Origin of the sequence: Anoxybacter fermentans, assembly GCF_003991135.1 — a bacterium.
Classification (GTDB): domain Bacteria; phylum Bacillota; class Halanaerobiia; order DY22613; family DY22613; genus Anoxybacter; species Anoxybacter fermentans.
The window spans coordinates 1137947-1164938 of sequence record NZ_CP016379.1 but is presented as its reverse complement, the minus strand read 5'-3'; the positions used below and the strand labels follow the sequence as shown (position 1 = coordinate 1164938).

The 26992-nt window shown below is 35.9% G+C and carries 21 protein-coding genes, 5 tRNA genes and 2 pseudogenes; 23 read left to right on the top strand and 5 right to left on the bottom strand.

Annotated features, from left to right (window positions below; all coding sequences use genetic code 11):
• Positions 1 to 25: 25 nt before the first annotated feature.
• The gene (locus tag BBF96_RS05260; protein WP_127016173.1) at positions 26 to 1444 is read left to right on the top strand and encodes an RtcB family protein; all 1419 of its coding nucleotides are present in this window, start codon (positions 26 to 28) and stop codon (positions 1442 to 1444) included.
• Positions 1445 to 1662: 218 nt separating this feature from the next.
• On the opposite strand, the gene BBF96_RS05255 is transcribed toward BBF96_RS05260, so the two are convergent.
• The 3 genes from BBF96_RS05255 to fliK all read right to left on the bottom strand — a co-directional run bounded on the left by BBF96_RS05255 (position 1663) and on the right by fliK (position 3920).
• A complete protein-coding gene (locus tag BBF96_RS05255; RefSeq protein WP_127016172.1) occupies positions 1663 to 2448 on the bottom strand; it encodes a cell wall hydrolase in 786 nt (261 codons plus the stop codon).
• Positions 2449 to 2525: 77 nt separating this feature from the next.
• Entirely contained in the window at positions 2526 to 2795 is a 270-nt protein-coding gene (locus tag BBF96_RS05250; protein WP_127016171.1) for an EscU/YscU/HrcU family type III secretion system export apparatus switch protein, read from the bottom strand.
• 12 nt (positions 2796 to 2807) lie between these two features.
• Positions 2808 to 3920, bottom strand: coding sequence for a flagellar hook-length control protein FliK (gene fliK / locus BBF96_RS05245; protein WP_127016170.1), 1113 nt, complete (start codon positions 3918 to 3920; stop codon positions 2808 to 2810).
• Positions 3921 to 4211: 291 nt separating this feature from the next.
• Here fliK and BBF96_RS05240 point away from each other — a divergent pair, with 291 nt between their 5' ends.
• The 22 genes and pseudogenes from BBF96_RS05240 (at position 4212) to BBF96_RS05140 (ending at position 23363) form a co-directional block, all read left to right on the top strand.
• Complete coding sequence (locus BBF96_RS05240) at positions 4212 to 5504, top strand: class I SAM-dependent methyltransferase (RefSeq protein WP_127016169.1); 1293 nt, start codon at positions 4212 to 4214, stop codon at positions 5502 to 5504.
• Between the two features lie 339 nt (positions 5505 to 5843).
• Entirely contained in the window at positions 5844 to 6308 is a 465-nt protein-coding gene (trmL, locus tag BBF96_RS05235) for a tRNA (uridine(34)/cytosine(34)/5-carboxymethylaminomethyluridine(34)-2'-O)-methyltransferase TrmL (RefSeq protein WP_127016168.1), read from the top strand.
• Positions 6309 to 6334: 26 nt separating this feature from the next.
• A complete protein-coding gene (locus BBF96_RS05230; protein WP_127016167.1) occupies positions 6335 to 7390 on the top strand; it encodes a M42 family metallopeptidase in 1056 nt (351 codons plus the stop codon).
• Positions 7381 to 8406, top strand: a complete 1026-nt coding sequence (locus tag BBF96_RS05225; RefSeq protein WP_127016166.1) for a M42 family metallopeptidase — start codon at positions 7381 to 7383, stop codon at positions 8404 to 8406. The genes BBF96_RS05230 and BBF96_RS05225 overlap by 10 nt, the downstream gene beginning before the upstream one ends.
• Positions 8403 to 9401 (top strand): M42 family metallopeptidase, encoded by a 999-nt coding sequence (locus BBF96_RS05220; protein ID WP_127016165.1) that lies wholly within the window; start codon positions 8403 to 8405, stop codon positions 9399 to 9401. Before BBF96_RS05225 ends, BBF96_RS05220 begins: the two co-directional genes overlap by 4 nt.
• 64 nt (positions 9402 to 9465) lie before the next feature.
• Positions 9466 to 9651 (top strand): hypothetical protein, encoded by a 186-nt coding sequence (locus BBF96_RS05215; RefSeq protein ID WP_127016164.1) that lies wholly within the window; start codon positions 9466 to 9468, stop codon positions 9649 to 9651.
• Positions 9652 to 9655: 4 nt separating this feature from the next.
• Positions 9656 to 9865 carry a hypothetical protein gene (locus BBF96_RS05210; protein WP_127016163.1) on the top strand — a complete coding sequence of 70 codons (210 nt, stop codon included), beginning with the start codon at positions 9656 to 9658 and terminating at the stop codon, positions 9863 to 9865.
• A gap of 70 nt (positions 9866 to 9935) precedes the next feature.
• Positions 9936 to 10079: a hypothetical protein gene (locus BBF96_RS16375; protein ID WP_164730910.1), complete on the top strand. Its 144-nt coding sequence runs from the start codon at positions 9936 to 9938 to the stop codon at positions 10077 to 10079.
• 286 nt (positions 10080 to 10365) lie between these two features.
• Entirely contained in the window at positions 10366 to 11400 is a 1035-nt protein-coding gene (locus BBF96_RS05205) for a peptidoglycan DD-metalloendopeptidase family protein (protein ID WP_127016162.1), read from the top strand.
• Positions 11401 to 11484: 84 nt separating this feature from the next.
• A complete protein-coding gene (locus tag BBF96_RS05200; protein ID WP_127016161.1) occupies positions 11485 to 12228 on the top strand; it encodes a PIG-L deacetylase family protein in 744 nt (247 codons plus the stop codon).
• A gap of 467 nt (positions 12229 to 12695) precedes the next feature.
• Positions 12696 to 12908: pseudogene (locus BBF96_RS17360) on the top strand (hypothetical protein); the annotation flags it as partial.
• A 366-nt stretch (positions 12909 to 13274) separates the two neighbouring features.
• Positions 13275 to 14477 (top strand): ISL3 family transposase, encoded by a 1203-nt coding sequence (locus BBF96_RS05190; protein ID WP_081499421.1) that lies wholly within the window; start codon positions 13275 to 13277, stop codon positions 14475 to 14477.
• Positions 14478 to 14653: 176 nt separating this feature from the next.
• A tRNA-Gln gene (locus tag BBF96_RS05185) sits at positions 14654 to 14728 on the top strand.
• A gap of 9 nt (positions 14729 to 14737) precedes the next feature.
• Positions 14738 to 14813, top strand: a tRNA-Lys gene (locus tag BBF96_RS05180).
• Positions 14814 to 14821: 8 nt separating this feature from the next.
• Positions 14822 to 14898: transfer RNA gene (locus BBF96_RS05175), tRNA-Met, on the top strand.
• Positions 14899 to 14903: 5 nt separating this feature from the next.
• Positions 14904 to 14979 (top strand) — tRNA-Phe (locus tag BBF96_RS05170).
• 68 nt (positions 14980 to 15047) lie between these two features.
• Positions 15048 to 15124, top strand: a tRNA-Met gene (locus BBF96_RS05165).
• A gap of 169 nt (positions 15125 to 15293) precedes the next feature.
• Positions 15294 to 16640 (top strand): MATE family efflux transporter, encoded by a 1347-nt coding sequence (locus BBF96_RS05160; protein WP_127016159.1) that lies wholly within the window; start codon positions 15294 to 15296, stop codon positions 16638 to 16640.
• A 180-nt stretch (positions 16641 to 16820) separates the two neighbouring features.
• Positions 16821 to 20330: a pyruvate:ferredoxin (flavodoxin) oxidoreductase gene (gene nifJ, locus BBF96_RS05155; protein ID WP_127016158.1), complete on the top strand. Its 3510-nt coding sequence runs from the start codon at positions 16821 to 16823 to the stop codon at positions 20328 to 20330.
• A gap of 153 nt (positions 20331 to 20483) precedes the next feature.
• A complete protein-coding gene (locus BBF96_RS05150) occupies positions 20484 to 21680 on the top strand; it encodes an MFS transporter (protein WP_127016157.1) in 1197 nt (398 codons plus the stop codon).
• 668 nt (positions 21681 to 22348) lie between these two features.
• On the top strand, positions 22349 to 22621 hold the full coding sequence (locus BBF96_RS05145) for a DUF4405 domain-containing protein (protein WP_127016156.1): 273 nt from the start codon (positions 22349 to 22351) through the stop codon (positions 22619 to 22621).
• Positions 22622 to 22733: 112 nt separating this feature from the next.
• Entirely contained in the window at positions 22734 to 23363 is a 630-nt protein-coding gene (locus BBF96_RS05140; RefSeq protein WP_127016155.1) for a M50 family metallopeptidase, read from the top strand.
• A 299-nt stretch (positions 23364 to 23662) separates the two neighbouring features.
• Here BBF96_RS05140 and BBF96_RS05135 read toward each other — a convergent pair whose 3' ends face one another.
• Together BBF96_RS05135 and BBF96_RS05130 are read right to left on the bottom strand one after the other, a co-directional pair.
• Positions 23663 to 24370, bottom strand: a complete 708-nt coding sequence (locus tag BBF96_RS05135; protein ID WP_127016154.1) for an anaerobic ribonucleoside-triphosphate reductase activating protein — start codon at positions 24368 to 24370, stop codon at positions 23663 to 23665.
• 103 nt (positions 24371 to 24473) lie between these two features.
• A pseudogene (locus tag BBF96_RS05130) lies at positions 24474 to 26694 on the bottom strand (ribonucleoside triphosphate reductase).
• Between the last annotated feature and the right edge of the window lie 298 nt (positions 26695 to 26992).

Sequence of the window (26992 nt, the reverse complement as noted above, 5' to 3'; positions counted from 1 at the left end):
AATCTAAGGGAAAGGAGGATTTTTCATGTCTAAATATAATTTAGTCCAAGTTGGAAAAAATTGTTTTCGGTATCAACGTACCGGCGATATGCTGGTAGATGTTGAATTATATATTAGCCCAGAGTTATGCAAGAAGGTTGAAAGTGGGGCAATAAAACAGTTAATTGATGCAGCTACTCTTCCGGGGGTTTATAAAAAAGTAGTTGGGATGCCTGATATTCATGAAGGATTTGGCTTACCCATCGGAGGGATTATGGCATCAGATGGTGAGATTGGTGTTATTTCTGCCGGAGCAGTGGGGATGGATATTAACTGCGGTGTTCGTCTTCTTCAATCACCCATCCCGGTAAACGCAGTCTCGAAAAGGACTTTAGAAAAACTGGTTAAAGCTATTGTGGAGCAGGTTCCTGTGGGAGTAGGCCAAAAGAATAAGCTGGGTTTTAAATCAAAAGATTTTAACGCTATTTTAACTCAGGGGATAGATTACCTTTTCAAAAAAGGACTGGCGGTAGCTACCGATTTAGAACATACAGAAGAGAGGGGATATTTTGCCGGGGCCAATCCTGATGCAGTCAGTAAAACTGCTAGAGAACGGGGTTTTTATCAATTGGGAACATTAGGAGGCGGTAATCATTTCATTGAGATTGGTTATATTGATACAATTTATGATCAAAAGCGGGCTGATCGATATGGGCTTAAGAAAGGTAATATTACTGTTTTAATCCATACGGGAAGCCGTGCCTTTGGTCATCAAATCTGTACAGATTACAGCAAAGAGATGCTTAAAGAGGCAGAAAGATTGGGAATTCGTCTACCATCTAAAGGGTTGGCTGCAGTTCCTATTCACTCGAAATGCGGTCAGCGATATTATCAGGCTATGGCTGCTGCAATTAATTTTGCCTTTGCCAATCGGCAAATTATCACTCACTTGATTAGGGAAATTTTTGCTGATTTCTTTGGAGGTCAACACACGCTTACATTGATTTATGATGTTGCCCATAATATCGCCAAATTTGAAACACATTTTGGCAGAAAAGTTCTTGTTCACCGGAAAGGAGCTACAAGAGCATTGCCTGCAAAAGATCCAGCTAATCCATCATGTTATCAGGATGTGGGACATCCTGCTATCATTCCAGGTAGTATGGGCAATCCTTCTTATGTTATGGTCGGTCTTTGTGGAATAGAAGAGACTTTCAAATCCATCAATCACGGTGCTGGTCGGGTTTTATCCAGACGAGCGGCCAGGAGACAAATTAGTACAGATGATTTGAAAAAGAAAATTGGTAATGTGGTGATAAATACTCCTAAATTTAAAAAGATCCTGGATGAAGCTCCTCAGGCCTATAAAGATATTGATCAGGTAGTTATGGCTATGGAGGATACAGGAAAGGCAAAACGGGTTGCCCGTCACAGACCTCTGGCGGTGATTAAAGGTGAGGATTAAAGAACAAAATGCCCTTCGGACACTGCAAAAAGCTAATTCTTCGCTTCATAGTGAATTTTTTCGAACCATCTAAAGTTCGATCTCAGTCGAAATAAGATGGTTTAACGAAAAATTTCTATATCGCTCAAAATTAGCTTTTTGCAGTTTAATTCATACCTATGAAAAAGTATAATTTCCTAAACACTAAAAAAGCTGAACCTTTATAGGTTCAGCTTTTTTTAAATAGCGAAACTATGGTTACCAATTATTTTTGTAACCTTTCTTGTCCAGATCCAGCTATAAGGATTATTAATCTTGGCTGGATTAAAGAAGTAGAGTGCTCCACCGGTTGGATCTTGTCCACTTAAAGCAGCTCTAGCTGCCTGATAAGCAGTGGCATTTGGTTGATTACGCCAGATTTCTCCATTGGAGACACTTTCAAAAGCATATTTTTGAAAGACAACACCTTTTATGGTATTTGGAAAATATGGGCTTTTAACTCTGTTTAACACTACTGCCCCCACAGCAACCTGGCCTTCGAAAGGTTCACCCTGTGCTTCGGCGTAGATAACACGGGCCAATAGATCTAAGTCACTTTGGGAAATATTACTTACATTTGTTGTGGAGGAATTAGTTGGATTAGTTGGAATAGTTAGTTTCTGACCAACCCAGATATTATTTGAGTATAAATTGTTGGCCTTTTTGATAGCATCAACACTAGTGCCGGTCTTTTGAGCGATTTTCCAGAGAGAATCGCCCCATTTAACAGTATATACCCATCCAACTGATGCAATAGTTGCAGGAACCTTTAACTTTTGACCGACATAAATTGTGTTGGACCATAAGTTATTCAGCTGTTTAAGATAACTTACTGATGTATTAAACTTTTTCCCAATCTTCCATAAAGAGTCTCCTGGCTGGACCGTGTAAGTGGTGATGGCTGCCTCTACCAGATTACCCATACAGATAATCAGTAGAGAAATAACAACCAGACCAACTACAACTTTTCCAGTCAGTTTTCTCATGACATCTCAACTCCTTATAAAAGTTCTCTTGCAAGTATTATAACAGAAGAGTTAGAAGATGTCATTGGTAATTATAGCTATATTTTTTTTTGGGAAAGACGGTATATGAAGGCTAGAATCTCTGCTACCACTTGATATGCTTCTTCAGGGATTTCACTTCCTATCTCAATGGTAGAAAGAAGTTCTATAAGTGTATGATCCTGATAGAAAGGGATTTTATTTTCTCTGGCGATCTGGATTATCTTTTCTGCAATCTCTCCTTCACCATAGGCAATAAGTCGTGGGGCTTGATCTGTTTCTGGATTATATTGTAAAGCTGCTGCTTTTTTGTTTTTAGAATCTTTCATTGTTTTCCCTCCTTATACACGGAAATCCACCTGGCCCGGGAGATATTCTATTTCTTTCTCATCATCTTCTTCGGTTAGGGGTATTATTCTAATCTGATTTACCTGATAGGTTAGTGATTCAAAACGTCTTTTAAGTTCCGGGAAAAATTTACGGAGCAAGGTCCGGGTTTCTTTTCTCTCTGCGGAAAACTGACAATTTATTTCTTTACCCTGTAATATAACCATAATTTTTAAATGGCCCAGAGATTTAGTATTTAAGTCCAATAGGATACTTAAGGGTTTATCTTCTATCTTATTTGTTTTATAATCTTTGTTTTCTTTGATTTGCAAAAGAGCAGTGGTAGGTTGATCAAATAAAAGTGGTATTTCCAAATGAAGTAAAATTCCATCTTCTTTTTGGCGTAGCTTTAGTCCAGTTAATTTTTCTAAAAGCTCCTGGATTCCTTGTTTTTGTTCTTCACTCAGAGGAGTTGAGAAAAGAGATGAGAGGGGTTTTTTATTTAAAACAGAATTTATATCTTTCTTCTGCTGAATAAGACCCAGATTTTGAACTAGACTTTTTAGCTGGCTTATCAGTTGTGATGGATTGCGTGATGGATTGAGGACCAATTTCATTTGTTCCAACTTATTTATTATTTCATTCGACCCGGTTATAGTTTCACTTAAATTTCTTTGTAGAAAAGTTTTTGAGTTAAAGAGTTTAAAAAGCAGTTGACCGAGAGAATATTTTTTATCAGTTACTAATGCTTTTATTGTCTCAGGGGTTATGGGTAGGCCATTTTTTAAGAGAAATGTCAGGGCATACCGGGCATTTTTATCGGCCGTGATTCCCGATTTTTCTAAAAAAAGATTAAGGGGACTGCTATGAGGAGAGGATTCGGGGATTACTTTTAGTATTATTTTATTTTGAAATTTACCTGCCACTCTTAATTTTATAATATCGCCGCTCTTTAAATTGCTTTTGATATCACTGAGCACCTTTTGCCCTTTGATCTCAATTAAAGCCCGGTGAGAACCAACCTTTAGTACTTTGGCCTCTAAAATTTCTCCAATTTTAAATTTTAAGCCCGGTTTTTTAACCAGTTCGATGTGATTTTTGGGTAAATTTATAAAAGATATTTTCATTTTTAAGTCCCCCTTGTTAGACCTGGTCTATATATTTAAATAATTCTACATTGCCAGAAGAATACCTTTTGCACTAAATGTAAAGGATTTTTTAGAAGAAATGATGAATTGATTAAACAGTAAAAAGCTAATTTTTCGTTATTTAATTATGAATTAAAAAGAGATCATTTTTTTGCTAATGTCATTTTAAACAAATTTTCCAGTAGAAAGAGGAAATAAAATTATGTATCGAAAAAAAGTTATACTTTAATTTTCTGATTTTTAGCTATAAAAATTTAAGAGGTGATTGTAATGCCAGAAATATGTACCCATATTTATTTTGCACGTCTGGTGCTGGATAAGGTTAAAATACCTTATGATTTGCATTATTTTATTCAAGGGACTGTTGCTCCTGATTCTTTTATATATGAAAATCCCGAAATTTTTCATAAATATCACTTTGTTAATAACGATTTGGAGTTTGATTTGGAATTTTTTCTAAGGACAGTTGGAGAGTATTGTAAAACCAGTGACAGCTATTTAAAATCTTTTATTGACGGGTATTACACCCACCTCTGGCTTGATGACTATGTTCGTAAGAACGCTGATAAATTAGAGATTATTAATCTAGGTAATATGGCAAGGCTTAAGTTAAAAGATTTATTCAAAATCAATATTAGGTGGTATGACTTTAATGATATTTCCTCACTACTTGAGGGAATTGTAGAAAAGCCAATAATTGCTCTATCTTTACCGGGATTGGAGTTTATTTCTTTTGATGCTATCAAGCACCTGTTACAGCAGCAAGTAGAAGTGCTAAAGGAAACTTTAAATGTATCTACAGAATTGGTGGTTATTCCACGCGATAAATACAATCGTTTTATGTCAGATGCAGCTGATAAGTTAGCAGGCTTTCTTAATTGTGTATCTAAAGAAAATCTGATTGATAAAGTTAAAGCTCTGGCTTTAGCAAAAATAAAAGAAATAGAAAAACTTCCCGACATTGCAAAGGATTCTAATGAGAAGGATTTGAAAAAATATAAATATCCATTTGAACGGGATTTAGAATCATATAAGCGGAAACTTCCTGATCTGGAAAGGGCATTAATTAAGGCAAATAAGGTTCTGGAGATTGGAGCCGGAAAAGGAATTGCTGCTTCCCAGATAAAAGAACTGTACGGTTGTGATATCTATGCTACCGGGATTACTGAGATTGAAAACTTTCCTGTGCCCTTTACCATAGCTGTAGCTTCAAACCTACCATTTTCTGATGAAACTTTTGACCTGGTTATTAGTGTACAGGCCATATCATGGGAAGCTGATCAAATAAAAGCTCTTAAGGAAGTTATCAGGGTTTTAAAACCTGGAGGTATGGCATTATTGTTTTTAACAACCTTTTCTTACAGTATGGAGCATCGCTGGGGGAAGTCTTTCTGGATAGAGGCAGAAATAGATCCTCAGGATTATAAGAAATATGAGTTTTCACCGGATATCAAAATAAATGGCTGCAAAATTGAAACTTTTGAAGTCCCTATGAAACATCCTTTTAAAGAACATAAATTTGCTTATTATGTGAAAATAACAAAAGAAGATAGAAATATATAAGAGAACATAGATTGGTGAATAAACGTTTTTTTATAGTAATGATTAAATTGTAAAAGGCTAATTTTTCGAATCATCTAAAGTTCGACTGAAATCTCTCTGGGATGGTTAAACGGAAAATTTCAGTGGCACTTAAAATTAGCTTTTTACAGTTTAGTTATCTAGAAGTAACGAAATTTTTTTTAGATTTTGCTGGATATTCACAAACTTGTAGGAGGAAAAATTTTTTTCTTCCCGAAATATTTTAAAAGGTACGAAGAAACTGATAGGTCAGGAGGATTTGGTTTCATTGTAATAATATCTGAGAATTATAAAATTATTAATTAAAGGAAGTGAAGGACAATGCATATTGTATTGGTGGAACCTGAAATTCCTCCCAACACAGGCAATATTGCCCGTACCTGTGCTGTTACCAATACAAGTTTACATCTGGTAGGAAAATTGGGTTTTAGTACTGATGATAAGTATTTGAAACGTGCTGGGTTAGATTATTGGCATCTTCTTGATATTCACTATTATGATTCCTTTTCTGAACTGGAGGCAAAATATCCGAATAGCCGATTTTTTATGGCGACTACTAAAGGTAAATATCTTTACACAGATGTAACATATGGCCCGGATGATTTTATTGTTTTCGGTAAAGAAACAGCGGGGCTTCCCCAGGAATTACTGGACCGCTATACCGATACTACTATCCGCATTCCAATGTTAAATAATCCAAAAGCTAGATCTCTAAATTTGAGCAATTCAGTTGCTATTATATTGTATGAAGCTTTACGACAACAAAATTTTCCTAATTTAAAGTGATTTTTTATTAGAAGGAGTGAAACCAAATGAAGTTGGAGAAATTTTTAGCCCAACTGACAGAAATACCTGGAGTCAGTGGTTATGAGGGGCGAATGGGTGATCTGATTGGGCAGGCTTTCTCTCCATATGTGGATGAAATTAGAAAAGATAATTTACAAAACCTGATAGCTTTAAAGAAGGGAGAAGGGGAAAATTGTCCTTCCATTATGCTTGCTGCTCATATGGATGAGATTGGTCTTATGGTGGCAAAGATTGAAGAAAAAGGCTTTTTGCGTATCACCAGTATTGGAGGGGTAGACGAAAGGACTATTTTAGCTCAGGAAGTAACTGTTCACGGTAAAAAACCTCTTTACGGAATCGTGGGAGCTAAGCCTCCTCATCTGCAGGAGCCTGATGAACGTAAGAAAGCTGTAAAAATGGAAGATCTCTATGTAGATTGCGGTTTGCCTGAAGAAAAGATTAGAGAGTTGGTTAGGGTAGGTGACCCTATTACCGTCAACCGGGAATATACTTCTTTACATAATAAACGGGCTGCAGCTAAGGCTTTGGATGACCGGGCCGGAGTGGCTGTGATTCTGGAAGTTTTCAAAGAGTTACAATATTTAAAACATACTGTCGATGTTTATGGTGTGGCCACTGTTCAAGAAGAAGTAGGAACCCGGGGAGCTTTTACCAGTACTTACGGTATAATGCCTGACCTGGGAATTGCTATAGATGTTGGATTTGGTCATATGCCAGGCATTTTAAATAAAGAGGATACTATTAATTTGGGCAAAGGGGCTGCAATTGGGATTGGTCCACATGTTCACCCGAAAATATTTAAGAAATTAAAGGAATTGGCTGATGAACTGAAAATTTCATACCAGTTAGAACCTTCTCCATATCCTGGCGGTACCGATGCATATGCTATTCAAATTACCAGAAGCGGTGTGCCCACAGGACTTATTTCCATTCCGCTGCGTTATATGCATACATCTGTAGAAACACTGGATTTAGAGGATATACGGACTGCCGCCAGACTTTTGGCACAATTTATTGCTAGAATTGATCATGAATTTGTGGAGGGATTAAAATGCTTTTAAAACGTCTTACTGAAGCCGCCGGGCTTCCGGGAATGGAAGATGAAGTTCGCAACTTAATTAAAGAAGAGGTTAAAGACCTGGTAGATGATATGAGAACAGATGCTTTGGGTAATTTAATAACTTATAAAAAGGGTAAAGTAGATGGTCCGGTAGTTATGCTGGCTGCTCATATGGACGAGATTGGTCTAATGATTACTCATATTAATAAAAATGGATTACTCCGCTTTAAACCACTGGGTGGTATTGATCCACGTGTCTTGGTTTCTAAGAAAGTTTTAATAGGGCCGAAAAAAGTACCTGGAGTTATAGGTTCCAAACCGATTCACCTTCAGAATAATGATGAAAGAAAACATGCCATTCCTTTAGATAAACTTTATATCGATATTGGTGCAAAAAATAAAGAAGAGGCCGAAAAGTTAGTCAAAATAGGAGATGGAGCTGTCTTTGATACTAAGTTTGCAGAGGTTGGGGAAGGATGTGTTAAAGGTAAGGCTTTTGATGACCGGGTTGGCTGTTCAATTTTAATCGAACTTTTGAAACGTAAATATGATGTATCAATTTATGCTGTCTTTACTGTTCAAGAAGAAGTTGGACTAAGGGGAGCCAGTGTAGTTGCTTATGATCTGGATCCTGATCTGGCTTTAGTTTTTGAAGGAACTACTGCTTCAGATGTACCTGATATGTCAGAACATCAATATTCCACAAGTTTAGGAGAAGGTCCTGCTATTTCCCTTATGGACCGAAGCGTTATTGCTGATCGGCGTATTGTTCAGGGCCTGGTGGAGACTGCGAGGGAGAATGGGCTTAAATATCAATTTCGGCGGACCAATTTTGGCGGAACCGATGCTGGTCGAATACATCTGACAAAAGAGGGAATTCCTTCTGCTGTTATTTCTGTACCTTGTCGCTATATCCATTCACCTGTTTCTTTGATGAATCTAAATGACTACAATACTCTTATTGAATTGGTAGATAAATATCTCCATAAAATTGCTAAAGGAGGTTTTTATAGGTGAAAGAACTGATTAAAAAGTTAACAGAAACTTTTGGGCCTTCTGGTCAGGAGAGTAAGGTTGTTGAACTGATTAAAAAAGAACTTGAAGGATTTGTAGATGAAATGTTTGTTGATTCTATGGGGAATTTGATTGCTCATAAAAAGGGCCCGGGCCAGAAAATTCTACTTTCAGCCCATATGGATGAGATTGGTTTTATGGTTACTCATATAGAAAAAGAAGGATTTTTACGTTTTACTAATATTGGGTATCATATTCCTTATACTTTAAAAGGATTTCGGGTTATTTTTGAAAATGGTGTGGTTGGAGTCATTGACTCACATAATGTAGATAATCCTAATGATTTAAAATTAGATAAAATGTTTATTGACATAGGTGCTAAAGACAAAGAGGAAGCAGAAAAAATGGTGAAAATCGGTGATGTCTGCGGTTTCTATAATCCGACCCTTATCAGCGGAAACCGGGTTATTGGAAATTCTATGGATGATAGGATAGGATGTGCAGTTCTTATCAAAGTAGCTCAGGAACTAAAATCCAGTCCTAATGATGTCTACTATGTCTTTAGTGTACAGGAAGAAGTAGGTTTAAGAGGGGCCAAAACTTCTGCCTATCGAATTAATCCAAATATGGGTATTGCTATTGATGTAACTCCTACCGGTGATACTCCGGAAGGTAAGAAATTAAATGTTAAACTGGGCGGAGGTGCTGCAATTAAAGTAAAGGATGGCTCTATGATAACACATCCGGCGATCAAGAATTTTATGATTGACATTGCTGAACAGAATGATATTCCATATCAAATGGAAGTGTTACCCTCAGGTGGTACTGATGCCGGTGCGATTCATCTGACAAAAGAGGGGATTCCATCAGGAACTATTTCAATTCCATGTCGTTATGTCCACTCTCCTTCTGAGATGATAGATTTAGATGACGTGGATGCCTGTGTGAAGCTACTTAGGTGTATATTAAACGAAGATATAAGTAAGATTTTCAGTTAGATTATAGAATCGATTCCTCCTGGGTAAATTAAAATAAAAACCCTTTTATAAGGAGGAATCTTTTATGAAAAAAATTAAAAGTAAAAAAATTCCCATGAAACAGATCTTAAATATGACAAAAGAATTAAGTCCTGATGATCTGGAAGTAGGAGAATTAGAGGATTTTCAAACCATGATAGAACAAAAGGATGATTATAGCCCGGATGATGATCTAATAAATAATTCCAGAATTGATCGATTGGGAAAATGAAAAGATGAAAGATAAGCCTAAAATTATCCGAAAAAAGTTAGAAGAAGATTTTGCAAAAAAATATCCTACCCGTGATCCTAATCCAGAGGATTTACTTTATCTGCAAGGTTATGAAGGAGAAGTATATAGAGAATTGGTTGCCAATGAAATGGATTCCACCCGGGATGATGAGAACAATTTTTTTCCATTCAAAGGTGGAAAAGGGGATATTTAATAATGTAAAGTTGACTTTTTTAAGAATTTTTTGTTAAAATGATATTAAGAAAAAGCGGGTGGTGATATTGATGAAAATGATTAAAGTAAAATGTCAGGGCCAGACTGATAAAAAATGTGAAAATGCATATAAGGGTTGTAAAGAACGTATCATCTATAGTGAAACAGATCATCAGGTTTTTTGTAAGAATGGAAATTTAACAATTGATGAATAGTATTTTTATTGTAGGTCAGGCCTAACTGCCTGACTTTTTTACTGAAACTTTTGTACTATTCTTATCGAAACAATATTTTCTAAGATTTTTTAGAAGGATTTAGTTTGCCAAATGGTGAATAAATATTTTATAAAAGGCCTAACATATTGATAAACCAGACAGTTACCTAATTTTTTTATGCCCGGGAAATTATACAGCTTATCCTTGCTATTACGGCCAAGAGCCAATTTATTCTAAAGGGGGGGTAAAGCATCAAATTAAAAATCTAGCTTGGAGGTAGTAGCTGATGAATAAAAAGTTTTACTATATCTTATTGATAATGTTTTTGTTAATTTTTGTTAATAATAGTTTTGTATATGCTACAATAACTAGTTTACCTTTACGAAAAGGTATGTCTGGACCTGATGTAAAAGAGTTACAGCAAATTCTTGTTGAAATGGGTTTTGATCTTACTGTTGATGGCATATTTGGTCTAGAAACTGAAAAAGTTGTTAAGGATTTTCAATTATCTCAAGGTTTATTAGCAGATGGAGTGGTAGGACTTGAAACCTTTGATAAATTGAGAGAAGTTAGTGAGAATATCGAATATGAAGTGCAGCCAGGAGATACCCTCTCAGAGATTGCAGAAGAGTTTAATGTAACTATTGCTGATATAAAAGCTCTCAATCAAATAAAAGATGATTTAATCTATGTTGGCCAGACTTTAATAATTCCTCGTAGAGGGATTGGAGATGGGCCTCAGGAACAGGTTTATAAAAATACCATTCATGTGGTCCAACCTGGTGATGCACTAATCAAAATAGCTAAAAGATATGGAATCTCTGTGGATACTATTAAAAATGCCAATAATCTAAAAAGTGATCTAATTCAAATTGGGCAACGTCTGGTTATTCCTTATTTACAGGTAGGGCCGAGTAAAAATTTTCGTCTTGAAAAAGGTGCATTTATCTGGCCGGTTAATGGGCGAATAAGTTCGGGATATGGATATCGGGTTCATCCTGTTTTTAAGAACAAACATTTTCATGGTGGAATTGATATTGCAGTTAAAATAGGGACACCTGTTCTGGCAGCAGCCGGTGGGAAGGTCATCAGAGCCGGTTGGATCTCTGGATTTGGTAAGACTATAATATTAGATCATGGTAATGGTGTTAGTACTCTCTATGCACATAATTCCCAGCTTCTAGTCAGGGTTGGGGATATGGTTCATGTTGGTCAGGTTATTGCCAAATCGGGTAATACAGGCCAGAGTACAGGACCGCATCTGGATTTCCGGATTATGCTTAACGAAAAACCTGTTAATCCTCTTCACTATTTACCCTGATTTAAATGGGCTGTAGCCATAAAGCTACAGCCTCTTTTAACTGTGAGGGAGAGTATATTATAATCAAGGGAGGAGAATTCAAAAATGGAAAGGAAAATTCTAGCCATATTTGCCCATCCAGATGACGAAAGTTTTGGACCATCAGGTACATTGGCTCATTATGCTAGAAATGGAGTCAGGGTTCGGCTTCTTACTGCTACAAGAGGGGAAGCGGGTAAAAATGCCCTGAGTAATACAGATGAGCCATTGGGTAAAATTCGTGAGAGGGAGCTTTTGAAAGCTGCAAAGATTCTCGGTTTGGAGAAAGTTGATTTTATGGGGTATAAAGATAAAACTCTTCAGAACTTAGAGCCTCATCCACCAATAGAAAAAATTTTGCATTATATTGAAATGTTTAAACCTCAAATTCTTATTACTTATGGACCGACGGGAATCTCCCGTCATCCTGATCATATTACTGTCCATAAATGGGTAACGCAGGTTTTCAGGATGAGTGAGTACCCAAAAAAGCTTTATTATTATACTTTACCAAAAGAACTTCTTTTAGCCCGGCATCCTGATTTAGTTGACGGTGATGGAGAGATTACGACGGTTATTGATGTAAGTTCGTATAAAAATGTTAAAAAATCTGCTATTCTCTGCCATATATCACAGAGATATAGTATTGAACGTATTTTCGATTTTGCCGGAGGAGAAAGGCCCATTCCAGAAAAAGAATACTTTGTTCTTGCTGATCATAAATTAGACTACCGGATTGATGGTATAGAGGATGATCTCTTTTGCGGAATCGAGTCTGGTAATAAAACCCCAATAGGAAAATTGCTTTAGAAAAACTGGCCCAGGTGATTGCCTATTGATGGCAATTTTGATTTGGCTTTAGATTGAGGGGTAAAAGACAGTTGCTTTAGAGATATGTGATAAATTGGGAGATGGCCCTGATTATCTGTCAATTTCCATTGAGTAAAATTATAAAACCTGAAAGATGGATGTGGTTTTAGATATTATTGGAGGAAAAGTGTTATGATTTTATTGGCTTTATTAAAAGTAATTTGTGATTAAACTGCAAAAAGCTAATTTTTCGAGCCATCTAAAATTCGATTTCAGTCGAAATAGGGTACACTAATCAATGGGTCATCCTGACCCTTGATTAGCTCATCACATCCTGTGATGAGGCCTTATTTCGACTGAAATCTTACTAAGAGATGGTTTAACGAAAAATTTTTATGGTGCTCAAAATTAGCTTTTTGCAGTAAAATCATTTATACTACGAATCGCTATCTCAAACAGAGGAAAAACAGCCAACTTCCGTTTTTAAATGTATTATGTCCGGTTTTGTTATTACAATTACTAACCCTGCAACTTCTGTTATCTGGTTAGGGGTGAGCAGTACTATCCTTCATTTCTGGAAACAAAGGGGAGGTATATATTTTTATATTTTGTTAGCTAGTACTATAATTGGGATATTTTTTGGCTTTTATCCTTTTCAATCTTCTGGTTCAGAAGAGTAAAAAACTTTTGCAAATAAAAACTACTTCAAAATTGGTTATTGTTTTAGGAGTTATTTTAATGGGCCTTGGCCTATTCTTTGTTTTTCCGGTTTTGTTATCTTATTTTGAAAGAGCTCCTACCTTTTGATATGATGAACTACAAAATTCGGTTAAAACTTTACGTATTCTCATCCTGAAAAGGGCGATTTAAAAAGCTCAGGGAAATGTTACGGTGATAGTCATTCAGTTAAAACTCAGAAATCAACTAAAAAATTTGGGTCTATAATTAATGTTGTGAAGAAAAAATTATAAAAAATAAAAAGGCATTTGCTGGCCCCGTTGAATTAATTAGTTGCGAACTAAAAACCAAAGAAAGGAGTCCAGCAAATGCAATATAATAATATCATAAAATTTCTTGATTTGCCAGACATTATTGCAACTGAAATTATTTCAACGGAGGACAGATATATTTTTATCGCTGAAGCAAAGAAAAATCACATTGTGTGTCCTCAGTGTGGTAATATCACTAATAAAATCCATGATACAAAATGGCAAAATATTAGAGACATCCCCATAAGAGGTAAACTAGTAATCATTAGACTTCTAAAGAAAAGATATCGTTGTCCTTATTGTCATAAGAGGGGTATCCCTGAAAAATATGAAAGTATTGATAAATATGCCCGTAAAACCAAACGCTTTGATAAATATCTTGCTAAAGAAACTGTCAGCAAGGATTATTCTAAAGTTGCTAGAGAAAACGGGTTAAGTTATACAGCTGTTAATAATGCAGTTAAAAAAGTAGTTGACCCTCTCATTAAACAACAAGTTTCAAAACTTAGTCAATTAAAAGCCATCAGTATCGATGAATTTGCAGTTTTAAAACGCCATAAATATGGAGTTAGCATTACAGATCCAATTAATCGGGAGTTAATTGACATTTTACCTACTCGCAAAAAGGATGATTTAATTGACTACTTTAATTGTTGGGAAGATGAACAAAGACGACAGATTCAATCGATCTCTATGGATATGTGGCGGCCGTTCAAAGCAGTAGCAGATGCAGCATTTACTCATGCAAAAATTGTTATAGATAAATTTCATCTTGTAACTTTAATGAACAGAGCCCTTGATGAAGTTAGAAAACAAGTTCAACAAACAGTAAATAATCATCAGAGAAGAAAGTTTTTTCAAAGTCGTTTATTACTCCAAAAACGAGCTGAAGAATTGACAGATGAAGAACATGAAAAGCTCATCAAATTATTTGAACTCAGTCCAGCTCTAGAAAAGGCCTGGGAATTAAAAGAGGAATTCAGAGACCTATTGCAGCTAGATGATGTGAAAGAAGCCACCAGAGCTCTAAAAAGGTGGTATAAAGAAGTAATAAAAAGCAAGCTGATGCCTTTTTACCAGGTAAAAAAGATAATACAAAGATGGGAAGAAAAAATACTAAATTATTTTAAGACTAAGATAACCAATGGCTTTGCTGAGGGTATCAATAACAAGATTAAATTGATCAAAAGGATTGGATATGGTGTTCCAAATGTTATGAATCTAAGGAGAAGAGTATTTAATGCAATGTTAAGTTATTAAATTTAAATGTTTATTTCAAAATCAATTTACCAATCAATTCAACGGAGCCAACTTATCTTTCACAACATTTGACGGAGAGCCAAAAATTTTTAAAATAATTTGCGTAAATTCCTTGACAAATAAAAAAAAACATGCTACAATTCTTACTGTCGTTGGGGAAATGACGACAGTAATGCTGGGGTGTCGCCAAGTGGTAAGGCACCGGACTTTGACTCCGTCATGCGCAGGTTCGAATCCTGCCACCCCAGCCATTCAAACGTGGGCCATTAGCTCAGTCGGTAGAGCACCTGACTTTTAATCAGGGTGTCGGAGGTTCGATTCCTCCATGGCTCACCATTTTTCGCCGCGGGGTAGAGCAGTCAGGTAGCTCGTCAGGCTCATAACCTGAAGGTCGTAGGTTCGAATCCTACCCCCGCAACCATGTGTGGTCAGATAGCTCAGTTGGTAGAGCAGAGGACTGAAAATCCTCGTGTCCCCAGTTCGATTCTGGGTCTGACCACCATTTTTTATTTTTGAAAAAAATCTAAAGTATAGTTTAATATAGATTTGTCAATCCTAATATCAAAATGTCGCGGGGTAGAGCAGTCAGGTAGCTCGTCAGGCTCATAACCTGAAGGTCGTAGGTTCGAATCCTACCCCCGCAACCAATTTGCATTTAAGCTATATCTGAAAAGATATAGCTTTTTTTATTTAAGAACTTATTTTTGTTATACGGTTTTTTATATCTATTTTTTTAAGTTTTGCAGGTTTTTAAAGTTAAAAGGTGAAATAGTCAAGTTGGATTTAATTTTCTAAATAAGAGGAGTAGATGTTTGGATGAAAGATATTATCAAAAATAGGAAACTAATTTTATCTATTTTTACTCTGGCATTACCAGCCATTATAGAAATGAGTTTACATACTCTCCTTGGAATTGTTGATACCATTATGATCAGTCGGATAATTGGTCTTGAGGGTCTATCGGCAGCTGGATTTGCAAATCAGTTGATTTTTACAGTTATTTTTATATTTTCTTCTTTCAATGCCGGAGCTACAGCCATGATTTCGCGCAGTTTCGGTGAGAAGAATATGGAAAAATTAAATAAAGTTTTGGGACAAAATTTATTTTTGAATATTATTATTGGTACTGTTATCACCATTTTATCGATTATTTTTTCTCCTAATCTGCTCAGAATCTTTGATATTTCAGAAGATGTATTTCAATTGGCAGTACCATTTTTCAGAATTATTGCCGCTGGGATGATTTTTATGTTCATTTCTTTTGCGGCCAAGGCATCACTTAGGGGAGCCAGTGATACCAAAACTCCCATGATAATTACCAGTCTGGTTAATTTGATAAATATCATAGGAAATTATGTTCTGATGACGGGATTTTGGATTTTTCCTGAATTGGGCTTAAATGGAGCTGCGATTTCTACAACTTTTGCAAGATTTATTGATGCAGCTCTGTTTTTGTTAATTCTTTTACGTGGTAAGGGTGGATTACAACTTACGCTATTAAATTTAAAGATTACCCGTGAGATTTTTAAACCTTTGTGGCGGTTAAGCAGTTCAGCGGCTATTGAACAAATTTTAATGCAGTTATCTTTTCTTGTTTCTGGGATTTTCATATCTCAATTGGATACATTACAGGAAGGTTCTTTTAGAATTCTTTTAAATATTGAATCTATCTCATTTATGCCAGCTATTGGATTCTCAATTGCTGCTGCTTCGCTTGTAGGTAAGAGTCTAGGCGAAAAAGATGTTAAGAAATCTTTGCATATAGGTTACACTGCCAGTATTTTAGGTGCAACCTGGGGCGTGTTAATGGGAATCATCTTCTTTACATTTCCGGTTTTTATACTTAAATTTTTTACAAAAGATGTCACCATTATCAACACATCTCTTTTTACCATGTATGTAATGGGATTGAATCAGGTACCATTGGCATTCTGGATTGTTATCTCCGGTGCACTCCGGGGTGCAGGTGATACAAGAGGAGTTATGATTATTTCCAGTCTACGATTGTGGCTAATGTTTATTCCATTATGCTACCTTTTTACCATTCAACTGAATTTTGGAATAGCGGGGTTGTGGTTTGCAGAACTTTCGTCATTTTTAGTATTTAATTATATAATGCATAGACGGTTTAAAGCGAAGCAATGGGCCAAAATTGCTTTATAATACAAAATTGTATGAAAATTCACAAACATTTTTTTACAATTTCACGACAAACTTTTTGATTTTCAAGCAGGAAAATTGGAATAAATCTAGAATTGTAATATTGCTTGACTTGCCGGAGAGGAAATTTTTTCTGGTAAGTCTGCATATAATGTTATATCATCTTAGGAGGAGATGTTAGAGATGGCAAAAAAAATGATGGATGGAAACACTGCAGCTGCGCATGTTGCCTATGCCATGAGTGATGTTGCTGCAATCTTCCCTATTACTCCATCGTCACCAATGGGGGAGATTTGTGATGACTGGGCTGCCCGTGGCCGTAAAAATATCTTTGGGCAATCCTTGAAAGTTGTTGAGCTCCAATCTGAAGGAGGAGCTTCAGGTGCTGTTCATGGTTCCTTAGTTGCTGGTGCATTAACTACTACATTCACTGCATCCCAGGGATTACTTTTGATGATCCCTAATATGTATAAGATTGCTGGTGAGTTGTTACCAACTGTATTCCATGTATCTGCACGTACTGTTGCAACCCATGCACTTTCGATTTTTGGTGACCACAGTGATGTTATGGCTGCAAGACAAACTGGTTTTGCAATGATAGCTTCTGCATCTGCACAGGAAGTTATGGATTTGGCTCTGGTTTCCCATTTAGCAACCATTAAGTCCAGAGTTCCATTCCTGCACTTCTTTGATGGATTTAGAACTTCTCATGAAATTGAAAAAGTAGATGTCATCGAGTATGAAGATATGGCAAAATTGGTTGACTGGGATGCTATTAAGGCATTTAGAGAAAGAGCAATGAATCCTGAGCATCCACAGATGAGAGGTACTGCACAAAATCCAGATATCTTCTTCCAGGCACGTGAAGCATGTAACCCATATTACCTCAAAACACCAGACATCGTTGCTGAAGTAATGAAACAGGTTGGAGATTTAACTGGTCGTTATTACAAGCCATTTGATTATGTAGGTGCTCCAGACGCAGAATATGTAATTGTAATTATGGGTTCTGGTAGTGATACAGTAGAAGAGACTGTTAATTACTTAACAGCTAAAGGTGAAAAAGTTGGTCTGATTAAAGTACGTCTCTATCGGCCTTTCTCTGCTAAGTACTTCCTTGAGGCTCTTCCAAAGACCTGTAAGCGTCTGGCTGTTCTGGATCGTACTAAAGAACCAGGTTCTGCTGGTGAACCATTGTATCAGGATGTACGTACTGTACTTTATGATGTCGAGAATGCTCCAGAAGTTTATGGTGGACGTTATGGTCTCAGTTCCAAAGAGTTTACTCCTTCCATGGTTAAAGCAATCTATGATAACTTAAAAGAAGATCAACCGAAGAATCAATTCACTGTAGGTATTGTTGATGACATAACCCATACTTCCTTAGAAATTAAGGAAGATATTGATACCAGTCCTGAAGGAGTTAAGCGTTGTAAGTTCTGGGGCTTCGGTTCTGACGGTACTGTTGGCGCTAACAAGAACTCTATAAAAATTATCGGTGATAACACCGACATGTATGCACAGGGATATTTCGTATATGACTCCAAGAAATCCGGTGGTGTAACCATTTCCCACCTGAGATTCGGTAAAGAACCAATTAAATCTCGTTACCTGATTGATAAAGCTGACTTTATTGCTTGCCATAAACCATCTTATATTGGTAAGTATGATATTTTGAAAGGTATCAAAGAGGGTGGTATTTTCCTGTTAAACTCCCCATGGAGTTTGGAAGAAATGGAAACTAAACTTCCAGCTGAGTTAAAGAGAACCATTGCATCTAAGAATTTGCAATTCTATAACATAGATGCATTCAAAATTGCAGAAGAAGTAGGATTAGGAAACAGAATTAATGTAATTATGCAGGCTGCATTCTTCCAGATTGCTGACATTATTCCTGCAGATGAAGCAATGAAGTACATTAAAGATGCAATCGTGAAGACCTATGGTAAGAAAGGTGACCATATCGTTAAGATGAATATAGAAGCTGTTGATAAGGCTATTGAAGCTTTAGAGAAAGTTGAATATCCAGCTTCCTGGGCCGATGTTCAGGATGAAGCTGCTGCAGTTAAAGAGCGTGATCTGCCAGAGTTCATGGAAAAAGTAGCAAATCCAATCCTGGAACTGAAAGGTGACGATTTACCTGTTAGTGCTATGAGTGTAGATGGAGTATTCCCAACCGGAACTACTCAGTATGAAAAACGCGGTATTGCCAATGAAGTTCCATGTTGGATTGCTGAAAATTGTATCCAGTGTAACCAGTGTGCTTACGTATGTCCACATGCTGCTATTAGACCATATCTGGCTAAAGAAGAATCTCTCAAAAATGCTCCAGAAACATACAAATATATACCTGCTACTGGTAAGACTGATTTACAATTTACTATCCAGATATCACCATTGGATTGTACCGGCTGCGGCAGTTGTGTAAATGTATGTCCGGCTAAAAAGAAAGCTCTTGAGATGAAACGTCTTGAAGATGTAGCTGAAACTGAAATTGTTAATTACGAATTTGCTGAGTCTTTACCTGAAGTTGAAATTCCTTATAAGACTAACACTGTTAAGGGCAGTCAGTTCTTAAAGCCATACTTCGAGTTCTCCGGAGCATGTGCTGGTTGTGGTGAGACACCATATGTGAAGCTGGTTACCCAGCTATTTGGTGATCGGATGATTATTGCCAATGCTACCGGTTGTTCCTCCATCTATGGTGGTAGTGCTCCAACCTGTCCATATACTGTAAACTCTAAGGGACACGGTCCTGCATGGGCTAACTCACTCTTTGAGGATAATGCTGAATTTGGATACGGTATGGCTCTGGCTGTTGCCCAAAGACGTGACAAGCTGGCTGATCTGATAAGAGAAGTAAAAGATAGCAGCTCTGATGAATTTAAGGCTGCATGTGAAGGCTGGCTGGAGAACATAAAAGATGCTGAGCTCTCCAGAAAGTATGGTGATCAGATCAAGAATCTGATTGATACTGAGATTGGCAATGCATGCTGTGGTAGTATTAAAGATAAGCTGCTGCAGATTAAAGAAATGACTGATCTTTTGACCAAACCTTCTGTATGGATTATCGGTGGAGACGGTTGGGCTTATGATATCGGTTACGGTGGTCTTGACCATGTTCTGGCTTCTGGTATAGATGTAAATGTTCTGGTACTGGATACCGAAGTTTACTCTAATACCGGTGGTCAGTCCTCCAAGGCTACTCCAACCGGTGCAGTTGCCAAGTTTGCTGCTTCCGGTAAGAAGGTTAAGAAGAAGGACCTCGGTTTGATGGCTATGACATACGGTTATGTATATGTAGCATCTGTTGCAATGGGTGCTAACCAGAATCAGTTGCTCAAGGCTCTGATCGAAGCTGAGAAATATGATGGTCCATCTCTGATCATTGCTTACTCACCATGTATCAACCATGGTATTAATATGGCTTACAGCCAGCTTGAAGAGAAAAAAGCTGTAGAAGCTGGTTACTGGCCACTCTACAGATATAATCCAGCATTGAAGGAAGAAGGTAAGAATCCGTTCATTCTGGATTCCAAAGAGCCAACTGGTAACTTCCGTGAATTCCTGATGGGAGAAGTTCGTTATGCAACTCTGAAGAAACAGTTCCCAGAAGAGGCTGAAAGACTCTTCGAGCAGGCTGAAAAAGAAGCAAAAGAAAGATACGAAACCTATAAGCGGATGGCTGAATAATATCAGATATTAAGCGGGTGAGACAGTATTCTCACTCGCTTTTTTTTATTTTAGTTATTGACATTAATCAGAGATTTTGCTAGAATGAATACTAAATATTTTCAAAAATTATAACTGAAAAACCTTATTTTAATTTTTAAGGGGGTGTAAAAGATGGATTTTACCAAAAATATTAAAACATATTATATATACTCTACTTTTGCCAATCTACTAATTCTTGGTCCGATCATAGTTTTATTTTTTATTGCTAAAGGATTATCCTTTACTCAAATAATGATTTTAAATTCCATTGCTGCAATTTCAATAGTAATTTTCGAGGTACCGACAGGTGCTGTAGCTGACAAATATGGAAGAAAAGTCAGTTTGGTTCTTGGGGCTTTGTTATGGGCAGTTAGTCTATTTATGTATATTATTGGAACCAGGTTTTTTATTTTTATTTTAGCTGAAATCATTTTCAGTTTGGGTGCAACTTTAAAATCAGGCGCAGATACTGCTATGATTTATGATTCCTTAAAAGTAATGGGGAAGGTAAAAGAATTTCAGAAAATTGAAGGTCATGCCCAATCTTTTGCATTATATGCTCAGGCTATCGGTTCTGTCATAGCTGGATTTATTTATGAAATTAATATTTACCTACCTCTGGCTATATCTATTGGATTTATGTTAATTACTATTCTCATAACACTTAATTTTAAAGAACCGCCAATTGAAGAGAAAAAAGGTAAATACGGTATTAATTATTTAGACCAGATTAAAGAGAGCGGAAGATATATTCTTGGCCATGAGAAAATCAAAGCAATTATATTTTATTCTATGATCTTTTTCATCTTTTATCGGACAGGATTTTGGTATTTTCAGCCTTACATGGAAAGTGTCAAAATTCCTGTGCGATACTTCGGGATCATATTCTTTTTATTTAACATAACCGCTGCCTTTACAGCCAAACGTGTAGATAAAATAATGTCTATTACAAAACCGCGTACTTTAACTTTTATGTCTCTCCTTTTACTTGTATCATTTATTCTATTAGCGACTATAAAAGTCTGGGTAGGTGTATTTGCCATTTTACTTCAACAGATGGCCAGAGGGCTTTATAGACCTGTAACCAGAAAATATTTGAATAAGCATATACCATCTGATAAAAGAGCTACTATACTTTCCTTTGCGAGCATGGCAACCAATATTGCTTTTGCAATTGTTTCTCCTTTTATGGGTATGTTAAAAGATTCTACTGATATTTTTACTACCCATCTGGTGTTAGCAATAACAATGGCCCTGATGACTTATATTACTATGAAATATATGGATAAACGGTTGGGAATACAGCATAAAGTGACTGGAAGAGTATGAATTCAATCCAGGAGAGTTTTTCAGAACGGATTAAATCAATTTATTAAGCGATAGATGATGTAATAATTAATATAAAGTAAAAGAATGAATGGCAACAGAAATTTGCGAATATCGCTATAGGATTTTCTTCGTAAATGTTGAGTTCTTCAACTAAAGGATTAAGTATAATCTTAAACTATTTGCCAGGAAAAACCTTTAAGGAAAAGACTTTAAAAAAGGGGTGGAATATAAAGGAAGTGTATTGAATGTTATTGGAGTATATGAGCGTTTTATTTGGTTTAGTAAACAGGTAGAACAAGAAAAGCGATAAAATTAGTATAATTCAGTAAAATTTAATGAAAAATATTGACACTATGTTTATCTTTTGTTATCATATAATATAGTTTTGCGAAATAACCAACGGTTTTAAATGAACGTATTGCGTACATATGTTTTGATGTTTTTAGACGTTAAACATATTTAAAAGGTTTTCCATGTGTGAGCTGGTATTCAATTAAAAATTGAGTATAATTTAATTTTCAGAAACTTTAGTGATAGGCATAATTTTGATTGAGAAAGTTTTTTATAACCCCAAAATTAGAAGTGAATAAAAATGGGTTAAGGCTAAAAGTACATTAATATTTTTGAAAATATTATTATAACTTATTATAAATTGGAGGTGGGACAATATGAAAGTAAATTTAATTAAGGTAAGAGGTATTATTTCATTATTGTTATTAATTTTGTTTATCGTTATTTCAGTGACAGGTATAGGTTTATGGCTGGCTCCCTCGGGGAGAATAGCAAGACAAATTGAATGGAGTTTTTTGGGGCTTAATAAAGAATTATTGGAAGACTTACATACTTATACTGGTTTTATTATGATTTTTCTAACCATAGTTCATTTATTATTAAATTATAAAATGTTATTTAATGAAATAAAACATTTATTGAAAAGATAATTTTTATAGTTGAGTATTATAAATCATAGCTATTTTGTTCTTCACTCTCACTTTGTTCGGGTCGCTTAACAGCAGATATATGGCTTCACTTAAACAATAGGAGGAATTTGTAATGAAAAAAGAATTTATACAATGGTTTCTAATTTTATTGTTGACCATATTAATATCTACTTTTCTGCATGAAGTTGGGCATGGTGTTAGTGCATATTTAAAAGGGGTTCCTGTAAGTACTGGTTTTAATAAAGTTGGTAATATCTATAAGTCTCCTGGTGATGAAGATTTCAGGAGCCATGATTTTAAAGATTCCTGGGATCTGGGGCCTATTATTACCTGGATTTTAGCAATTATATTTACTATAGCATTATTTAAAGTAAATAATAAATTACCAGTTGTTATAATTGGGTCATTTGCTTTTACCAATTCTCTTTTAAGATTATTACCTATGATTAATTCATATTTTTCTTTGTTAACCAGTGGCAGATTAGCAATTGAAGATGAAATATCTATGGGCCTATTATGGTATGAAATGTCTGGCATAACTATTATGAAATATATACCGTCGTTAATTTCGATTTTGGTATCTTTGATATGTTTACATTATGTGATAAAAAATTTAAGAAAAAAGATACCAGCCCTTTTTCAAGATAAATGGTCCTTTACTTTAATAAGTTTAACTGCATTAATTATTGCCATACCAATACTAAACTTTTTAGATCAGCATGTAAGAATAAATTGGGGTTAAACTTATTCCTGGTAAGTGTAGAAGGATAGTTGAGGAAAATTACTATTAATTCGACATTCACGTCGCAAGTATAATAATCAACCTATTGATGAAGAGATCTTAAAGAACCTACAATAGTTTTGATTCATTGTTTTTAAATAACTTTTAAATAAAGAAAAAAGCCAGTGCCCATACTGGCTTTAATGTTTTTTTATATTTTTTTCTGATCCGGGCTTCACTTCTTTGACAATTTTTAAAACCATATTACCCAAAGCTTTTTGTTCTTCAGTTGTAGTTTGCAACTCACAGGCTACTATTATTCATCTAATCAAACATTCCTTAACATATTTTTTAGCAATATTCAGGAATTCTATCATCTTATGTTCGGTAAATGGTTGGGTTCTAAGATATTCTGGATCTAAGGTTATATTACTTCGAAAGGTCTGAAGAACGTATCGCGGTGCATCTTTTATCAATTCAACCATTTGGTGGAAGATCTTTTCGTTATGGAGACGAGGATGTAAAGTGGTACGAAATTCCACATCAACTAGTTTTGAATTGGCGCTTTGTATTAAAAATTCAATACTTTCTTTTATTTTATTAAGGTCAACATCCGTTCTTGTAAATATGGTATATTCTGGGATAGAAGTCTTTAAGTCCATTGCGATATAGTCTATCAAATTGTCTTCTATTAATCTTTTTAAAAGTTCAGGTTGACTTCCGTTGGTATCCAGTTTAACCAGATAGCCCATTTTTTTAATCTTAAAAATAAATTCTATTAATTTTTCACCATGTAAAGTAGGTTCACCACCTGTGATGACCACTCCATCCAAAACTTTGCGCCGCTTTTTTAAATGAGCCCAGATGATATCTTCAGGTATAGTTTCAAGATCGACAGTATCCGTTACCAATTGAGGATTATGGCAATAGGGACAGCGGAAATTACATCCTGGGGTAAAAAAAATACTTGAAATTTTTTTCGGATAATCGATAAGAGAAGTCTTTTGCCATCCGACTATAGGAAGCATTAAGACCGCACCTCCTGAATAAAATAGTAGGTGACCACTTTAGAATTAAAGCATAGTACTTAATAAAAAAGGGGATGACTGAAGGTACATCCCCATCATATGATTAACAACAGGTTTCAGTTTTTTCCTCTTTTACATCTTTCATTGGAAAATTATAGGTTTTTCGGTCTTTAAATTCGGATTTTTTGCCAATATTCCAGTGAGATATGGGGGAGAGATATCCAACTACCCGTGAATAGACTTCGCATCTTTGACGCTTTTTTTTCATAATTAACAGCCTCCTTAAATTATTCCTGGTTTTTCTCTTCTAATTCAAGTTCAGCATCACATTTTGGACAGAACTCATGAGCACCTGGTAAATATCCATGTACCGGACATATAGAAAAGGTTGGTGTAATAGTAAAATAGGGAAGACGATAATTTTCAGCAATCCGTTTCACTAAAAGTTTACAGCTCTCTCCATCCGGTAACCGCTCTCCGAGAAAACCATGGAAAACAGTACCTCCGGTATATCGAGTCTGAAGTTCATCCTGTAAATCCAGGGCATCGAAGATATCATCAGTATAGCCAACAGGTAAATGAGTTGAGTTGGTATAGTAAGGTGCAGCCCCATTCCTGTAAGCTTCTTCATTGGCACAGATGATATTTGGATAAAGTTCCTTATCTAACCTGGCAAACCGATAGGCGGTACCTTCAGCAGGGGTTGCCTCTAAGTTATATAAGTTATCTGTCTCCTCTTGATATTCCAGCATCTTTGCTCGCATAAAGTCTAGAACTTCAATAGCAAATCTACGTCCTTCGTGGCTTGCTATATTTTTACCCATGAAGTTTAAGAGACATTCATTCATTCCGTTTAAACCAATGGTATTGAAATGATTTTTCCAATACTGACCAAAGCGTGCTTTCACATCTTTTAGAAAATAACGTGAGTATGGGTATAAACCGGCTTCGGTAAATTTTTCCAAAACTTTACGCTTGATTTCTAAACTTTCTTTTGCCAGATCCATCAGTTCTTCAAGACGATCAAAGAACGCTTTTCGATTACCACGGGTAAGATAACCAAGACGGGGCATATTAATGGTTACAACTCCAATGGAACCGGTCATTGGATTGGCTCCGAATAATCCGCCACCACGTTTTCTGAGTTCACGGTTATCCAATCGAAGCCGGCAACACATACTCCGGGCATCGTCCGGGCTCATATCTGAGTTGATAAAATTACTGAAGTAAGGGATACCATATTTTGCAGTCATCTCCCAGATTGGATCGAGAACCGGATTAGCCCAATCAAAATCAGCCGTAATATTATAAGTAGGAATAGGGAAAGAGAAGACACGGCCTTTAGCATCTCCTTCAAGCATTACCTCAGCAAAAGCCCGGTTAATCATGTCCATCTCTTTCTGGAATTCACCATAGGTTTTGTCCATCACCTGTCCTGCAATAATAACAGGTTCATTTTTTATCATTCCCGAAGGTTTTAAGTCGAAAGTAATATTAGTAAAAGGAGTCTGAAAGCCAACCCGGGTAGGTACATTCATATTAAAGACGAATTCTTGAATTGCCTGTTTCACTTCTTTATAATTCAAGCCATCATAATAGACATATGGAGCCAGGTAAGTATCGAAATTAGAAAAAGCCTGGGCACCGGCAGCCTCACCCTGAAGGGTATAAAAAAAGTTGACGATCTGGCCCAGAGCGGTACGGAAATGCTTTGGAGGAGCACTCTCAATTTTGCTGCTGACTCCTCCGAAACCTTTCTGAAGTAGTAGTTTTAAATCCCAGCCGCAGCAGTAAACCGAAAGATGGCTCAAGTCATGGATATGAAAATCGCCTTGTAAGTGGGCATCCCGGATCTCGGTGGGATATATTTCGTGAAGCCAGTAATGGGCACTTATATTTGAAGAGATATGATTATGTAGCCCTTGTAATGAATAAGTCATATTACTATTTTCACTAACCCGCCAATCCGCCTGGTTTAAATAATCATTGACCATCTGGATTGCATTTGAAAGAAGAGCTTTGGTTTTTCTTATTTTAGCATGCTGTTCCCGATAAAGAATATAGGCTCTGGCAATTCTAGTATAACCTTCGTCCATTAAAATCTTCTCTACCAGATCCTGTATCATCTCTACCTGAGGGTAGCCGCCTTGTTTATAGAAAAGTTCTAAATAAGAAACCACTTTATCTGATAATCGTTGTACTTCTTCAGCACTATATGTCCCTGCAGCTTTAAAAGCTTTACCAATAGCAGTGGTAATCTTATTTTGATCAAATTTGACCTTCCGACCATCTCTTTTAATAATATACTGAATTGTTGTTTTCATTTTAGAACCTCCTAATTTAGCTTTACGTATTCATTATTGTAACCAAATTTGTTTCAAAAGTCAAGAAAAACCACAACATATTGTGGTTTTTACGAGTATAATATACTATAAATAGTATTATAAAGTCCAAAGTGGTAAAAATATTTTCGGTTAATCCACATCTAAATATTATTAAATTTGTTTTAGCAAAATCCTTCTTAGAAAAGGTTAAAAATATTTCTTAGTTATTTTTCTGATAATTGCAGGAATTCTTAAAACAGTTCAGAATACTTAAGTTAATAGGAGCATTTCGGTAGAT

Excerpts from the sequence above, each read along its gene's own strand:
- fliK (WP_127016170.1), bottom strand. The coding sequence starts at position 3,920 with ATGAAAATATCTTTTATAAATTTACCCAAAAATCACATCGAACTGGTT.
- BBF96_RS05210 (WP_127016163.1), top strand. The coding sequence starts at position 9,656 with ATGAAAGATAAGCCTAAAATTATCCGAAAAAAGTTAGAAGAAGATTTT.
- BBF96_RS05260 (WP_127016173.1), top strand. The coding sequence starts at position 26 with ATGTCTAAATATAATTTAGTCCAAGTTGGAAAAAATTGTTTTCGGTAT.
- BBF96_RS05205 (WP_127016162.1), top strand. The coding sequence starts at position 10,366 with ATGAATAAAAAGTTTTACTATATCTTATTGATAATGTTTTTGTTAATT.
- nifJ (WP_127016158.1), top strand. The coding sequence starts at position 16,821 with ATGGCAAAAAAAATGATGGATGGAAACACTGCAGCTGCGCATGTTGCC.
- BBF96_RS05160 (WP_127016159.1), top strand. The coding sequence starts at position 15,294 with ATGAAAGATATTATCAAAAATAGGAAACTAATTTTATCTATTTTTACT.
- BBF96_RS05145 (WP_127016156.1), top strand. The coding sequence starts at position 22,349 with ATGAAAGTAAATTTAATTAAGGTAAGAGGTATTATTTCATTATTGTTA.
- BBF96_RS05200 (WP_127016161.1), top strand. The coding sequence starts at position 11,485 with ATGGAAAGGAAAATTCTAGCCATATTTGCCCATCCAGATGACGAAAGT.
- BBF96_RS05255 (WP_127016172.1), bottom strand. The coding sequence starts at position 2,448 with ATGAGAAAACTGACTGGAAAAGTTGTAGTTGGTCTGGTTGTTATTTCT.
- BBF96_RS05140 (WP_127016155.1), top strand. The coding sequence starts at position 22,734 with ATGAAAAAAGAATTTATACAATGGTTTCTAATTTTATTGTTGACCATA.
- BBF96_RS05240 (WP_127016169.1), top strand. The coding sequence starts at position 4,212 with ATGCCAGAAATATGTACCCATATTTATTTTGCACGTCTGGTGCTGGAT.
- BBF96_RS16375 (WP_164730910.1), top strand. The coding sequence starts at position 9,936 with ATGAAAATGATTAAAGTAAAATGTCAGGGCCAGACTGATAAAAAATGT.
- BBF96_RS05225 (WP_127016166.1), top strand. The coding sequence starts at position 7,381 with ATGCTTTTAAAACGTCTTACTGAAGCCGCCGGGCTTCCGGGAATGGAA.
- trmL (WP_127016168.1), top strand. The coding sequence starts at position 5,844 with ATGCATATTGTATTGGTGGAACCTGAAATTCCTCCCAACACAGGCAAT.
- BBF96_RS05230 (WP_127016167.1), top strand. The coding sequence starts at position 6,335 with ATGAAGTTGGAGAAATTTTTAGCCCAACTGACAGAAATACCTGGAGTC.
- BBF96_RS05150 (WP_127016157.1), top strand. The coding sequence starts at position 20,484 with ATGGATTTTACCAAAAATATTAAAACATATTATATATACTCTACTTTT.
- BBF96_RS05250 (WP_127016171.1), bottom strand. The coding sequence starts at position 2,795 with ATGAAAGATTCTAAAAACAAAAAAGCAGCAGCTTTACAATATAATCCA.
- BBF96_RS05190 (WP_081499421.1), top strand. The coding sequence starts at position 13,275 with ATGCAATATAATAATATCATAAAATTTCTTGATTTGCCAGACATTATT.
- BBF96_RS05135 (WP_127016154.1), bottom strand. The coding sequence starts at position 24,370 with ATGCTTCCTATAGTCGGATGGCAAAAGACTTCTCTTATCGATTATCCG.
- BBF96_RS05215 (WP_127016164.1), top strand. The coding sequence starts at position 9,466 with ATGAAAAAAATTAAAAGTAAAAAAATTCCCATGAAACAGATCTTAAAT.